Origin of the sequence: Caloramator sp. CAR-1 (assembly GCF_030546345.1) — a bacterium.
Taxonomy (GTDB): Bacteria; Bacillota; Clostridia; order Clostridiales; family Caloramatoraceae; genus Caloramator; species Caloramator australicus.
Window position 1 is genome coordinate 24,940 of record NZ_JAUONW010000008.1, and the last position, 14,005, is coordinate 38,944.

General features: G+C 35.0%; 13 protein-coding genes. All 13 read left to right on the forward strand.

Annotation, left to right across the window (positions count from 1 at the left end):
* The first annotated feature begins 37 nt into the window (after positions 1-37).
* The 13 genes from Q3V94_RS01970 (at position 38) to rpoN (ending at position 14,002) form a co-directional block, all read left to right on the forward strand.
* Positions 38-415: a GrdX family protein gene (locus tag Q3V94_RS01970; RefSeq protein ID WP_008909697.1), complete on the forward strand. Its 378-nt coding sequence runs from the start codon at positions 38-40 to the stop codon at positions 413-415.
* Positions 416-426: 11 nt separating this feature from the next.
* Positions 427-1,359, forward strand: a complete 933-nt coding sequence (gene trxB, locus Q3V94_RS01975; RefSeq protein ID WP_008909696.1) for a thioredoxin-disulfide reductase — start codon at positions 427-429, stop codon at positions 1,357-1,359.
* An 11-nt stretch (positions 1,360-1,370) separates the two neighbouring features.
* Positions 1,371-1,697: a co-chaperone YbbN gene (locus Q3V94_RS01980; RefSeq protein ID WP_008909695.1), complete on the forward strand. Its 327-nt coding sequence runs from the start codon at positions 1,371-1,373 to the stop codon at positions 1,695-1,697.
* Positions 1,698-1,778: 81 nt separating this feature from the next.
* Positions 1,779-3,065, forward strand: coding sequence for a glycine/sarcosine/betaine reductase component B subunit (locus tag Q3V94_RS01985; RefSeq protein ID WP_303524846.1), 1,287 nt, complete (start codon positions 1,779-1,781; stop codon positions 3,063-3,065).
* A 31-nt stretch (positions 3,066-3,096) separates the two neighbouring features.
* Positions 3,097-3,570, forward strand: a complete 474-nt coding sequence (gene grdA / locus Q3V94_RS01990) for a glycine/sarcosine/betaine reductase complex selenoprotein A (RefSeq protein WP_303524848.1) — start codon at positions 3,097-3,099, stop codon at positions 3,568-3,570.
* 30 nt (positions 3,571-3,600) lie between these two features.
* The gene (gene grdB, locus Q3V94_RS01995) at positions 3,601-4,905 is read left to right on the forward strand and encodes a glycine reductase complex selenoprotein B (RefSeq protein WP_303524849.1); all 1,305 of its coding nucleotides are present in this window, start codon (positions 3,601-3,603) and stop codon (positions 4,903-4,905) included.
* Between the two features lie 65 nt (positions 4,906-4,970).
* Positions 4,971-6,503, forward strand: a complete 1,533-nt coding sequence (gene grdC / locus Q3V94_RS02000; protein ID WP_303524980.1) for a glycine/sarcosine/betaine reductase complex component C subunit beta — start codon at positions 4,971-4,973, stop codon at positions 6,501-6,503.
* 11 nt (positions 6,504-6,514) lie between these two features.
* Complete coding sequence (grdD, locus tag Q3V94_RS02005) at positions 6,515-7,675, forward strand: glycine/sarcosine/betaine reductase complex component C subunit alpha (RefSeq protein WP_303524851.1); 1,161 nt, start codon at positions 6,515-6,517, stop codon at positions 7,673-7,675.
* A 280-nt stretch (positions 7,676-7,955) separates the two neighbouring features.
* The gene (locus Q3V94_RS02010; protein WP_008909613.1) at positions 7,956-8,984 is read left to right on the forward strand and encodes a BMP family protein; all 1,029 of its coding nucleotides are present in this window, start codon (positions 7,956-7,958) and stop codon (positions 8,982-8,984) included.
* Positions 8,985-9,043: 59 nt separating this feature from the next.
* Entirely contained in the window at positions 9,044-10,588 is a 1,545-nt protein-coding gene (locus Q3V94_RS02015) for an ABC transporter ATP-binding protein (protein WP_303524852.1), read from the forward strand.
* 52 nt (positions 10,589-10,640) lie between these two features.
* Positions 10,641-11,672, forward strand: a complete 1,032-nt coding sequence (locus tag Q3V94_RS02020) for an ABC transporter permease (RefSeq protein WP_242822588.1) — start codon at positions 10,641-10,643, stop codon at positions 11,670-11,672.
* Complete coding sequence (locus tag Q3V94_RS02025) at positions 11,665-12,600, forward strand: ABC transporter permease (RefSeq protein ID WP_303524853.1); 936 nt, start codon at positions 11,665-11,667, stop codon at positions 12,598-12,600. The genes Q3V94_RS02020 and Q3V94_RS02025 overlap by 8 nt, the downstream gene beginning before the upstream one ends.
* A gap of 70 nt (positions 12,601-12,670) precedes the next feature.
* Positions 12,671-14,002, forward strand: a complete 1,332-nt coding sequence (rpoN, locus tag Q3V94_RS02030) for an RNA polymerase factor sigma-54 (protein ID WP_303524855.1) — start codon at positions 12,671-12,673, stop codon at positions 14,000-14,002.
* Positions 14,003-14,005 lie beyond the last annotated feature (3 nt).

Consider the following 14,005-nt stretch of genomic DNA (forward strand, 5'->3'; position numbering starts at 1 on the left):
TATTTAAAGTTTTTAACTTTATGAGGTGTAATTTTAAATGGAAAAGGTAATAATAGTAACGAATAATGATATGGCTTTAGAAAAATTTAAGGACAAACATCAAGTAGAATTTGTAGATGGTAAGCTTTTAGATGTTTTATATAAAGTTAGGGACTATATTCATAAACATCATAAATTATTAACCCATCCTCTAATGGGTAGTATAAAGCCTAATCAGACACCCTATAAAAGTGTAGCTTTAAGTTTAAAAAAATCGGATGAGTTAGATGTTGACTCGTTAATGTATATAGAGAAAAGTATAGAAACAGCAGAAAATTTAATAAAGAATAAACCGCCAAGGGAATGGCCGGAAAATGTTCTTTATGATTTTAAGGTTATCGATTTTGATTTAATATATAATGCATTAAACAGATAAGGGGTGGTAAAATGTCAAATCATGTTTATGACATAGTTATAATTGGAGGAGGACCAGCTGGACTTGCAGCAGGTCTTTATGGGTCAAGATCAAAACTTGATGTATTGATTATCGAAAAGGGTGTATTTGGAGGTCAAGCTGCTACAACTGCAGAACTTGAAAATTATCCAGGATCAATTGAAAATTGCACAGGCCCAGCTTTAACAGAAAGAATGAAACATCAAGCAGAGGAATTTGGAACAAAATTTGTTTATGATGAAGTTGTAGATGTAGATTTTTCAGGAAATATTAAAGTAGTTAAGGGAAAAGAAGGGGAATATCACGGTAAAACTGTAATTATTGCAACAGGTGCAGCTCCAAGACTTGCAGGATTTAAGGGGGAAATTGAATTAAGAGGAAGAGGAGTATCCTACTGTGCAACATGTGATGCAGATTTCTTTGAAGGATTAGACGTTGCAGTTATTGGTGGTGGTGATTCAGCTATAACAGAAGCTTTATATTTAACAAAGTTTGCTGAAAGCGTAACAATTATACATAGAAGAGATACATTTAGAGCAGCTAAATACTTAGTTGAAAAGGCTATGAACCATCCAAAGATTAAGTTTATATTAAATAGTGTTGTTGAAGAAGCTAAAGGCGATGAAATACTTGAAGGTTTAGTTGTTAAAAATCTTCAAACTGGTGAGGTTTCAGAGGTTCCTGTAAATGGTGTATTTGTATTTGTTGGTCTAGATCCAATAACTAAGGTTTTCGAAGGAAAGATAGCCCTTGATGAAAAGGGATACATTCCAACTGATGAAGAAATGAGAACCAATGTAGAAGGTGTATTCGCTGCCGGTGACGTTAGGGTGAAGATGTTAAGACAGGTTATTACTGCAGCTGCTGACGGTGCTATTGCTGCTGTTGCTGCAGAAGAATATATTAATGAAAAATTTAACAAATAGGAGGGATAGTAATGTTAGAAGTAAATAAGGATAATTTTGAAGCTGAGGTTTTAAATTATACTGAAAAGCCGGTATTTGTTGATTTCTGGGGAGATAAATGTGAAAAGTGTAAGCAACTTATGCCAGATGTTCATAAATTCGAAGAGATGTATGGAGATAAGATCAAATTCTGCAGCTTAAATACAAGTGAAAATAGAAGACTTGCTATTGCTCAAAAGGTTTTAGGTCTTCCAACAATGATTATGTATGTAAATGGAGAAAAGGCAGAGGTTTTAACTCCAGATAAGATTCATTCAGCAGCAGATATAGAAGAAATGATTAAAAGATTTTATAAGTAGGCTTACAACCTAGCCTAAGGCTAGGTTGACATAAAGTTTCAGAATCTTGTAAGTGTTCAAAATTTAAAGGAGGTGAAGGCTTTGCGCCTCGAATTAGGAAAAATTTATATTAAGGACGTTCAATTTGGTCCAGAAACTAAAGTTGAAAATGGTATTCTCTTCATCAACAAGGAGGAACTTTTAAAGGAAGTAGGTGGAGATGAAAGATTAAAATCCATCGACGTTGACATTGTTCATCCCGGTGAAGAAGCAAGAATAATCCCAGTTAAGGATGTTATCGAACCAAGAGTTAAAGTGGAAGGACCAGGAGGAATTTTCCCAGGATTTATCTCAAAGGTAGATACAGTTGGCTCAGGAAAAACTCATGTTTTAAAGGGAGCTGCTGTAGTTACAACTGGAAAGATTGTTGGTTTCCAAGAAGGTATTATCGATATGTCAGGAGAAGGAGCAAAATATACTCCATTCTCAAAAACTCATAATGTTGTAATGATATGCGAACCAGTTGATAATCTTCCACAACATGAGCATGAAGAAGCTGTAAGAATGGTTGGATTAAAAGCTGCTACTTATTTAGGAAAGGCAGGCAAGAACGTAACACCTGATGAAGTTAAGGTTTATGAAACATTACCACTTTTACAGCAAGTAGCACAATATCCAAATCTTCCAAAGGTTATTTATGTTTACATGCTCCAAAGCCAAGGCTTATTGCATGATACCTATGTATACGGTGTTGATGCTAAAAAGATTATTCCAACATTCATTTATCCAACAGAAGTATTTGATGGTGCTATAATCAGTGGTAACTGCGTATCAGCATGTGATAAGAACCCAACTTATGTTCATATGAATCATCCAATTATTGAAGATTTATATGAAAGACATGGTAAGGATATCAACTTCTTAGGTTGTGTTATAACAAATGAAAACGTATATCTTGCTGATAAGGAAAGATCATCAAACTATACTGCAAAGCTTGTAGAATTCTTAGGTGCAGATGCAGTTATTATTTCAGAAGAAGGATTTGGTAATCCGGATGCTGACCTTGTTATGAACTGCTATAAGATAGAAGAAAAGGGCATAAAGACTGTTCTTGTAACTGATGAGTATGCAGGAAGAGACGGTTCATCACAATCCCTCGCAGACTCAACTCCAAAGGGAGATGCAGTTGTTACTGCAGGTAATGCAAATGAAGTTATTGTGTTACCTCCAATGAAGAAGGTAATAGGCCATCCAGAAGCTGCAGATGTTATAGCAGGTGGCTTTGCAGGTTCATTAAGACCAGATGGATCAATAGAAGCAGAAATTCAAGTTATAACAGGTGCAACATCAGAAGTAGGATTTGGATATTTATCTGCAAAGACATTCTAATTGAAAAACAATTTCAAAAGGAGGTATTTATATGATTTTAAAGGATAGAAAGGTTATAGCAATTGGCGATAGAGATGGAATCCCAGGCCCAGCAATAGAAGAATGTGCAAAGAGTGCAGGAGCAGAAGTTGTATTTACATCAACTGAATGTTTTGTTTGAACGGCTGCAGGTGCAATGGATCTGGAGATCCAACAAAGAGTTAAAGATTTAACTGAACAATATGGTGCTGAAAATATAGTTGTTCTTTTAGGAACTGCTGAAGCTGAATCTGCAGGACTTTCAGCGGAAACAGTAACTGCTGGTGACCCAACTTATGCAGGACCATTAGCAGGAGTTTCATTAGGACTTAGGGTATATCATATCCTCGAACCTGTAATAAAAGAAGAGTGCGATGCTGCTGTTTATGAAGAACAATGTGGCATGATGGAAATGGTTCTTGATGTTGAGGCTATAAGCAGAGAAGTTAGCGGTATAAGGGAGCAGTTCAGCCAATTTAAGGACTGATTAAGCCGCCGAGAGGAGGGAAAATTTTAAATGTTTAAAGTTGTTCATTATCTAAACCAATTCTTTGCCAACATTGGTGGGGAAGAAAAGGCGCATATAGCCCCAGAAGTTAGAGAAGGATTTGTAGGACCAGGTATGGCATTAAATAATGCCTTTAAAGGAGAAGCTCAGATTGTAGCTACAGTTATATGTGGTGACTCATATTTTGCAGAAAATACTGATGCTGCTTTAAAGCAAATACTTGAAATGGTAAAAAAATATAGCCCAGATATATTTATTGCAGGACCAGCATTTAACGCTGGAAGATATGGAACAGCTTGTGCAACTATTGCAAAGGCTGTTAAGGATGAACTTGGAATACCAGTTGTAACTGGTATGTATATTGAAAATCCAGGTGTTGACTTATACAAAAAAGATCTTTATATAATTTCTACTAAAGACAGTGCAGTTGGCATGAGGGATGCTGTTCCCAAGATGGCTGCACTTGCCTTAAAGCTTGCAAAGGGTGAAGAAATAGGAACACCAGCACAGGAAGGCTATATAGAAAGAGGAATTAGAAAGAACTATTTCGCTGAGGAGAGAGGTTCAAAGAGAGCAGTTGATATGCTCATTAAAAAGATTAAGGGTGAACCATTTGAAACTGAATTTAAGATGCCTGTATTTGATAGAGTTGCACCAAATCCACCTATAGCTGATATAACTAAAGCAAAGATTGCACTTGTTACATCAGGTGGTATAGTTCCAAAGGGTAATCCAGATAGAATTGAAAGTTCAAGTGCAAGCAAATTTGGAAAATATGATATTGAAGGAGTTTATGATTTAACTCCTGAAACATACGAAACAGCCCATGGGGGATATGACCCAGTATATGCAAATCAAGATGCAGACAGAGTATTACCTGTTGATGTTCTTAGAGATTTAGAAAAAGAAGGCAAGATTGGATCGCTACACAGATACTATTATTCAACAGTTGGTAACGGAACTGCAGTTAAGAATGCTGCTAAATTTGGTCAAGAAATTGCAAGACAACTTATTGCTGACGGCGTTCAGGCTGTAATTCTAACTTCTACTTGAGGTACCTGCACACGTTGCGGAGCAACGATGGTAAAAGAAATTGAAAGAGCAGGACTTCCAGTAGTTCATATGTGCACAATTGTTCCAATTTCAAAGACAGTTGGAGCAAACAGAATAGTTCCAACAGTTGCTATTCCTCACCCACTTGGAAATCCATCATTATCGCATGAAGAGGAAAAGGCACTAAGAAGAAAGCTTGTTGAAAAGGCTCTTAAAGCATTACAAACTGAAATTCATGAACAAACAGTTTTTGAAGACTAATATTAAGGGTCGGGATTTTAAGGGGTTATCCCTAAACCCCGACCTATAATTTTAATGGAGGTGTTATTATGTTTCCAGTATTAAAAGGTGCAAGTTATATTTTAGTGCATACTCCAGATATGGTTATGCACAATGGAACAACTCAAACATTAGAAAGAGAAATTAACCCAGCTTCGGATTATTTAAAAAAGGCTGTTGAACATTTAAGACCATTTGAAGACGTAGTTGCATATCCGGTAACACAGACATACATAGGCAATTATGATCCTGAAGAATTGGCAAAATTATCAAGACCATGGTTTAATCATAAACTAGAAGGGGCTACTAGATTTGGAAAATTTGGAGAAATTATGCCTCAAGATGAGTTTTATGGTCTTATTAAAATTAGCGATGCCTTTGACCTTGTAAAATTAGAAAAGGAATTTACAAAGCAAGTTAAAGCTAAATTTGAAGCCCACAAGTTATTAAAGGACTATGCAGCAAAACTTGGTGAAGGTGTTGATGCATCAGAAATTGAAAAGATGGTGGATTCAGGAATAGCAGAAGGACTTTACATGAATGGTAAATTAGTAGGATGCGTAAAAAGAGCCCATGAATTTGATAAAAATTTATCAGCACATGTTATTACAGAAAATTTAGCTGTTAAGGCATCAGGAGTTTTAGCAGTTTTACATTTAATAGATAAATTGGGAATTAACAAGGATGAAATAGATTACATAATAGAATGTTCAGAAGAAGCTTGCGGTGATATGAATCAAAGAGGCGGAGGAAACTTCGCAAAGGCTATCGGTGAAGTGGTAGGTCTTAAGAATGCAACAGGATGCGATATCAGAGGTTTCTGTGCAGGTCCAACTCATGCCCTTGTAAACGCTGCTGGATTAGTTCAATCAGGGGTATTTAAGAATATCGTTGTTGTAGGCGGTGGCGCTACTGCAAAACTCGGTATGAACGGTAAGGACCATGTTAAAAAGGGATTCCCAATTGTTGAGGATGTTTTAGGTGGCTTTGCAGTTTTAGTATCAGAAAACGATGGTGTTCATCCAATTATAAGAACTGATGCAATAGGGAAGCATAACATAGGCTCTGGTGCAACACCACAAGCTGTTATGGAAGCAATTGTTGCAAAACCACTTGAGAAATTAGGATTAAAGTTTACTGATATAGATAAATATTCAACAGAAATGCAAAACCCAGATGCTACAGAAACAGCAGGGGCAGGAGATGTTCCAGCTTCTAACTATAAGATGATTGCAGCTCTTGCTGTTATGAAGGGTCAAATAGAAAAGGCTAAGATGGCAGAATTTGCAAAGAATTGCGGTTATGTTGGTTTTGCTCCAACACAAGGACACGTTCCATCAGGAGTTCCGATAATTGGTTTTGGTGTTGAAAAGATACTTAATGGAACTATGAATAGATTTATGCTTGTTGGTAAGGGAAGCTTGTTCCTTGCAAGAATGACAAATCTATTTGATGGTATATCCTTTGTTGTTGAAAAGAATCCAGGAAAGCAAGAAGATACAACAATTTCAAAGGAAGAAGTAAAGAACATGGTGGCAGAAGCTATGAAGGAATTTGCCTCATATCTACTTCAAAAGTAAGAGGTGATACTATGGCTAATGAAAATGTAAAGAGGCTAATCGGTGAAGTATTTAACGAAATAGCCGATGCGATAAAAAGTGGAACTTTTGGCAAAAAAGTTAGGATAGGTTTAACTACATTTGGTAGCGAACATGGGGTAGAGGAGCTTGTTAAAGCTGCTGAACTTGCAACAAGAAAATACTCAGATTTTGAAGTGGTTTTAATTGGACCAAAGGTTGAAACTAATTTAACTGTTTATGAAGTTGCAAATGATGAAGAAGGACACAAGCTAATGGAAGAGCTGTTAGATAAAGGGGAAATACATGGCTGTGTAACACAACATTATAATTTCCCAATTGGTGTTTCAACTGTAGGTAGAGTTATTACCCCAGGAAAAGGCAGAGAATTGATACTTTCTACTACAACAGGAACCTCATCAACAAATAGAGTTGAGGGTATGGTTAAAAATGCAATATATGGAGTAATTACAGCAAAAGCATGTGGTATTAAAAATCCAACAGTTGGAATATTAAATGTAGATGGTGCAAGACAGGTTGAAAAGGCTCTTAAGGAGCTTAAGGAAAATGGTTATGATATAAATTTTGCAGAGTCCATAAGATCCGATGGTGGAGTTGTAATGAGGGGAAATGACCTTCTCGCAGGTTCAACGGATGTTATGGTAATGGACTCTTTGACAGGTAATCTTTTAGTAAAAATATTCTCATCCTTTACAACAGGTGGAGATTATGAAGCCTTAGGATATGGATATGGGCCAGGAATAGGTGAAGGATATGAAAGATTAATTTGCATTATTTCAAGGGCTTCAGGTGCACCAGTTGTTTGTGAAGCGTTAAGATTTTGTGCAACTTGTGCTCAAAACAACATAATTAATATAGCAAAAGAAGAATTTGAAAAGGCAAACAAAGCAGGACTTAAAGAAATTTTATCGAAGATTACCAAGTCAAATCAGCCGGCTGAAGTTAAGGAAGTTACAGCACCACCTAAAAAGGTTGTTACAGCTCAAATTGCTGGTGTTGATATATTAGAACTTGAAAATGCAGTAAAAGAGCTTTGGGCAAATGGAATTTATTCAGAAAGCGGCATGGGATGCACAGGCCCAATAATACTAGTTGCAGATGAAGATGAAGAAAAGGCAATAAATGTTTTAAAATCTAAGGGATATATAGCATAAAATTGATAATTTATTGGCACCTTAAAATTAAGGTGCCAATTTTATATAATTTTATAAATAAAAAATTTTTTTGAATTATTATATTTTATTTTAAATAATAATATATTTCAAAAAAATTCTTCTTGATTATTTTATAAAAATGTCGTATATTTATATATGCATCCTATATAACAATTTTGTGCATTTTGAACATTTTGTAAATAGTAGAAAAATTTGCAGGATTTTAGAATTCTGCAAAGAATATATTTAATATGAAAACTAAAATAAAGGGGGAACAAAAATGAAAAGACTTATTGCTTTAATTGCAACATTAACTCTTGTTGCAGGTCTTTTTGCAGGTTGTGCAAAGAAGGAAGCACAACAACCTACAGACCAAACTCAAATTAAAATTGGTCTTGCTACTGATGAAGGAGGAAAGGGAGATAAATCCTTCAACGATGCAGCTATTGCAGGACTTGAAAAAATCAAAGCAGAATACGGAATTGAACCACAAATTATTGAATCAAAATCAGCAGACGATTATGAACCAAATCTCACAACTTTAGCGGCTGACAATGATTTAGTATTTGGCGTTGGCTTTAAGATGGCAGATGCTATTAAGGCAGTAGCACAAAACAATCCTGATAAGAAATTTGCAATTATTGACTCAGTTGTAGATCTTCCAAACGTTGCTTCATATGTATTCAAAGAAGAAGAAGGTTCCTTCTTAATGGGTGTTATAGCTGGTAAGATGACTAAAACAAACATAATAGGATTCCTTGGTGGGATTAAGTTTGAACTTATTGAAAAATTTGAAGCTGGATTTAGAGCAGGTGTTAAGGCTGTAAATCCAAACGCTAAGGTTCTTGTTCAATATGCAAACAGCTTCAGCGATGTCGCATTAGGGTATGAAATTGCAAAGAAAATGTATAACGATGGTGCAGACGTTATTTACCATGCAGCTGGTGGTGTAGGAATAGGACTTTTCAATGCTGCAAAGGAAATGAAAAAGTGGGCAATTGGTGTTGACTCAGACCAAGCAGTTCTAATTCCAGATAAAGCTGATGTTATATTAGCATCAATGATTAAGAGAGTTGACACTGCAACATATACTGCTTCAAAGGCAGCAATAGAAGGAACATTCGCATCAGGAACAGTAGTTCTTGGCTTAAAGGAAGATGGTGTTGGAATATCACCTACTATTAATCCAGCTGTTCCACAGGAAGTAATTGATCTTGCAAATAAATATAAGCAAGCTATTATTGATGGTAAATTCACAGTTCCAACTAAGCCTGCTGAAGTTGATACATTCCAAGCACCACAAATATGATTGCATGCTAGATGCGTAAGCATCTAGCTTTTTTAAACGCTTAGGAAGGAGGATTATAAGTGGAAAAAGTTATTGAAATGAGAGGTATCACCAAAATATTCCCAGGAGTTATTGCAAACGATAATGTAGATTTCGAACTTAGAAAAGGAGAAATTCACGTTCTACTTGGTGAAAATGGTGCTGGAAAAACAACGTTGATGAATATTTTATATGGTCTTTATCAACCAGATAAAGGAGAAATTTATGTTAATGGAAAGAAGGTTAATATAAAGGGACCATCAGATGCTATAGCTATGGGAATAGGCATGGTTCATCAACACTTCATGCTTGTTCATAATTTTACAGTTGCTGAAAATATAATATTAGGTAGTGAGCCTAAAACAGCCTTTGGTTTTAAAATAGATTACAAAAAGGCAATAAAGGATGTAAAAGAGCTTGCTGATAAATATGGATTTAATGTGGATCCAAATAGCATTATAGAAGACATTACTGTTGGACAGCAGCAAAAAGTTGAAATATTAAAGGCTTTATATAGAGGAGCAGAGATATTAATATTGGATGAGCCTACCGCAGTTTTAACTCCTCAGGAAATAGAAGAATTAGGACAGATTCTAAAGAATCTTGTAAAGGAAGGAAAATCAATTATTTTAATTACTCATAAATTGAAAGAAGTTATGAATATGAGTGATAGAGTAACAATAGTTCGTAGGGGTAAGGTAGTAGATACAGTAAATACAAAGGATGTTGACATGGATACTCTTGCAGAGATGATGGTTGGTAGAAAGGTGAATTTGGTAGTTGAAAAGAAACCAGCAAAGGTAGGAGATGTTGTATTAAAAATTGAAAATCTTCAGGCTTTGGATCATAGAAAGCTGCCTAAATTAAAGGGTATTGATTTAGAAGTAAGGTCAGGCGAAATACTTGGTATTGCAGGTGTCGATGGTAACGGACAAACTGAGCTTGTTGAGGTTATAACAGGACTTAGAAGGGCAACTGGTGGAAGAGTAATCTTAAAGGGCAATGATTTAACAAACAGAGCACCAAAGGAAATCATAGAGGCTGGTATTAGTAATATTCCAGAGGATAGACATAAACATGGTTTGGTTTTAAAATTCTCGTTAACTGAAAATGCCGTTTTGGGCCAGCATGATAAGGAGCCTTTCTCAAAGGGAATTATAATGAATTATGACGTTATTAGAGAACATGCTAAAAAGTTAATAAACGATTTTGATGTTAGAACTCCAAATGAAGAGGTTCATGCAGGGGCACTATCAGGTGGTAATCAGCAAAAATTTATTGCTGCAAGAGAAATTACAAAGGACCCAGAACTTTTAATAGCGACACAACCAACAAGAGGACTAGATGTTGGAGCAATTGAATATATTCATAAGAGATTAGTAGAAGAAAGAGATAAGGGCAAGGCAGTCCTATTAGTTTCCCTTGAACTTGATGAAGTCATGGCCCTTTCAGATAGAATTGCAGTTATGTATGATGGAAAGATAGTAGGAATCTTAGATGCTGATAAGACAAATGAAATGGAATTGGGTATCCTCATGGCAGGAGGAACTTTAAATAAGAAGGAGGGAGAACATGATAAACAATAAAACAAAAAATGTAGCTTTTAATGCTTTGGTTAAAAAGGCAATAGACGTTTTAATGTTCCCTCTCATAGCAATTCTTTTAGGATTGTTTGTTGCAGTATTTTTTGTAATGTGGGCAAAAAATTTAGGATTTATTGATGGAACAGCAACATTATTTTCAGCTATTTGGGAAGGAACATTCGGTAAAAGGGCAAATTTTATAGAAACATTAGTTGCAATGACTCCACTTATTTTTACAGGACTTGCACACTCTGTAGCCTTTAGAACAGGTTTATTTAATATCGGAGTTGAGGGACAATTTATAATGGGGATGCTTGCAGCAGCACTTATTGGTTTAATTCCTGGAATTCCAGCACCAATACATGTTACATTAGTCTTATTAGGTGGTTTAATTTTTGGGGCAGTGTGGGCTGCAATTCCTGGATATTTAAAGGCAAAGGTTGGAACTAACGAAGTTGTTAATACTATAATGATGAATTTTATCGCAATGAATGTTTCAAACTATTTCGTTAAGGGGCCTATTCATAGGGAAGGCTCAGCCTCATCAAAAATGATTTTAGAATCAGCACAATTATATAGATTTTTAAGTCCCTCAGAAAGAGTAAATGTTGGATTGTTTATTGGTATTGCTTTGATATTCGTTATATATTGGCTGCTTTGGAAAACAACAATTGGCTATGAATTAAGAGCAGTTGGACTTAATATGCATGCTGCAGAATATGGCGGTATTAATTCAAAGAAAAATATCATTTTGGCAATGGTAATTTCAGGGGCAATAGCAGGTCTTGGTGGCGCTGCTCACGTTGCGGGAACTATTCATAAAGCCCATCAGCTTGTTGGATTTACTAATTATGGTTTTGACGGAATAGCTGTTGCCTTACTTGCAAAAAGCCATCCTATTGGAGTTTTATTCTCATCACTATTGTTTGGTGGCTTGAACTCAAGTGCTAGAATACTTCAAAAGTTTAGAATACCAAAGCAAATTGTATATATAATCCAGGGTATAATTATTATATTTGTAGCTGCTGATTATATATACAAATGGTTGAAAGAAAAGAAGAAAAAGGAGGCAATCAAGAATGCATAGCATAACGATCTCCCTATTCGTCTCATTAATTGCAGCTACATTAAGATTGGCAACTCCTATAATATTTGCAGCCTTAGGTGGCGTAATATCAGAAAGATCGGGCGTTGTAAATATAGGACTTGAAGGTATAATGATAGCTGGAGCATTTTTTGGAGTTTTAGGATCATTCCTTACAAACAATGCTTGGGTCGGAGTGTTATTTGCCATTATAGCAGGAATGGGAATAGCACTAATTCATGCTGTATTGAGTATAAACTTAAGAGCAGATCAAACAATCTCTGGTGTTTCAATCAATATATTTTCTGCAGCTTTAATGAGCTTTTTACTCTTTAAGATATTTGCAAGAGATGGTCAAACTGATGGCGTGACACAGCTTAGCTATCCTAAGGAATTTTTTAAGGGAATTCCGTTAATAGGTAATCTCTTAGCAGAGCTTAACTGGTTTGTTTTTATTGCCTTCGGTTTAGCATTACTTCTTCATTTAATGCTCTATTATACACCTCTTGGACTAAGAATTAGAACAGTTGGTGAGCATCCAAAGGCATCAGATACTTTAGGTATTAATGTTTATAAAATGAGATATTTATGCGTTCTTTTATCAGGAGCCTTTGCAGGATTAGGCGGAGCTGCGCTATCCCTCGGGGCTACAAACCTGTTTAGAGAGGGTATGGTAAGTGGTAAAGGTTTTATAGCACTAGCGGCTATGATATTTGGAAACTGGAAGCCTTTTGGAGCTCTTGCAGCAAGCTTGTTATTTGGCTTTGCTGAAGCCTTTAGAATCGTTGCACAGGGATTTGGATGGAAGGTTCCAGATGAGGTTTATTATTCCTTCCCATATCTTTTAACTATGCTTATGCTTGCTGGATTTGTTGGAAAAACTACTCCACCAGCAGCAGATGGAATTCCATATACAAAGGGCGAAAGATAAACAGGCTACAATGCCTGTTTATTTTTTTGTATAATACAATTAGATTATTTTTTTACAGTGGGGGAAGAATATGTTGCAATTTGACTTGAATTTAAAAATGGAAAACAAACTCATTTTAACACAAGATATGAATTTATCCTTAAAAATTTTACAAATGAATGTGTTGGATTTGGAAAAATATGTTTATGAAGAGATTGAGGTAAATCCTCTTTTAGACATAGATGAGGAAGAGGATAAAAAATTTATTCAATTAATGTCCTATGATGAAAGCATTTCTTATAGGGAGAATAGCGATGAAAATATTCAAAAAGAATTTATAGAAAATAAGGAGCTAACTCTTAGGGATATTTTACTTGAACAATTAAGACTTTTAAAACTTGATAATAAAAAATATAGAATTGGGAAATATATAATTGATAATTTAGATGAGGCTGGATATCTTATGCTCTCTATAGATGATTTAGCAAAGGAACTTAGGGTTAGGACAGAGGAAGTAAAAGAATTGATTAGAACTATTCAGACCTTTGAACCATACGGTGTTTGTGCTAGGGATTTAAAGGAATGCTTAAAGATACAATTGATCAATTCAGGATGTGCAGATGATATAATAATAAAACTTATAGAAGAACATTTAGAGGACGTTGGAAAGCTAAACTATACAAAACTTTCTAAGTGTTTAGGGCTAGAAAAAGAAAAAATAATTTACTATATTAATGTGATTAAAAAACTAAATCCTAAACCTGGGCTAGTTTATAGGGAAAGTTCTTCACAATATATCTTTCCAGATGCAGTTATCCTTTTTGATAAGATTAAAGACGAAATTAAAGTAGAAATAATGGATAAAAGAATACCTAATCTTAAAATAAATAAAATGTATGTAGATATATTAGCAAATGGAGATACCCTTGAAAGGGAATTTGTTAAAGATAAGATCAAGAAAGCCTTTGCACTAATAAAAGCCATAGAAAATCGGAAAAATACCATTGAAAAAATATTTTCGTATATTGCAAAGGAGCAAAAAGAGTATTTATTTAAAAATGGACCTAAAAAAACTATATATCTTAGTGATATAGCGAAGGTAACTAACTTACATGAATCTACCATAAGTAGAACCGTTAATAATAAATATGTCCAAACACCAAAGGGAATAATGCTGGCAAAGGACCTTTTATCAAGAGGGATTTCACAAGAAGATGATAGGATATCTGTTGAATATATAAAGAGATTAATAAAAGAAATAATAACAAATGAGGACAAAAGAAGACCCTATTCAGATGTTCAAATATCAGACCTTTTATTGGAAAAGGGTATTAAGATTTCAAGAAGGACAGTAACAAAGTATAGGGAGGAAATGAATATTTTACCTTCAAATTTAAGAAAATTAGATAAAAATGTTAAATAGGCT

Excerpts from the sequence above, each read along its gene's own strand:
- Q3V94_RS02025 (WP_303524853.1), top strand. The coding sequence starts at position 11,665 with ATGCATAGCATAACGATCTCCCTATTCGTCTCATTAATTGCAGCTACA.
- rpoN (WP_303524855.1), top strand. The coding sequence starts at position 12,671 with ATGTTGCAATTTGACTTGAATTTAAAAATGGAAAACAAACTCATTTTA.
- trxB (WP_008909696.1), top strand. The coding sequence starts at position 427 with ATGTCAAATCATGTTTATGACATAGTTATAATTGGAGGAGGACCAGCT.
- Q3V94_RS01970 (WP_008909697.1), top strand. The coding sequence starts at position 38 with ATGGAAAAGGTAATAATAGTAACGAATAATGATATGGCTTTAGAAAAA.
- Q3V94_RS02010 (WP_008909613.1), top strand. The coding sequence starts at position 7,956 with ATGAAAAGACTTATTGCTTTAATTGCAACATTAACTCTTGTTGCAGGT.
- Q3V94_RS02020 (WP_242822588.1), top strand. The coding sequence starts at position 10,641 with ATGTTCCCTCTCATAGCAATTCTTTTAGGATTGTTTGTTGCAGTATTT.
- Q3V94_RS01980 (WP_008909695.1), top strand. The coding sequence starts at position 1,371 with ATGTTAGAAGTAAATAAGGATAATTTTGAAGCTGAGGTTTTAAATTAT.
- grdD (WP_303524851.1), top strand. The coding sequence starts at position 6,515 with ATGGCTAATGAAAATGTAAAGAGGCTAATCGGTGAAGTATTTAACGAA.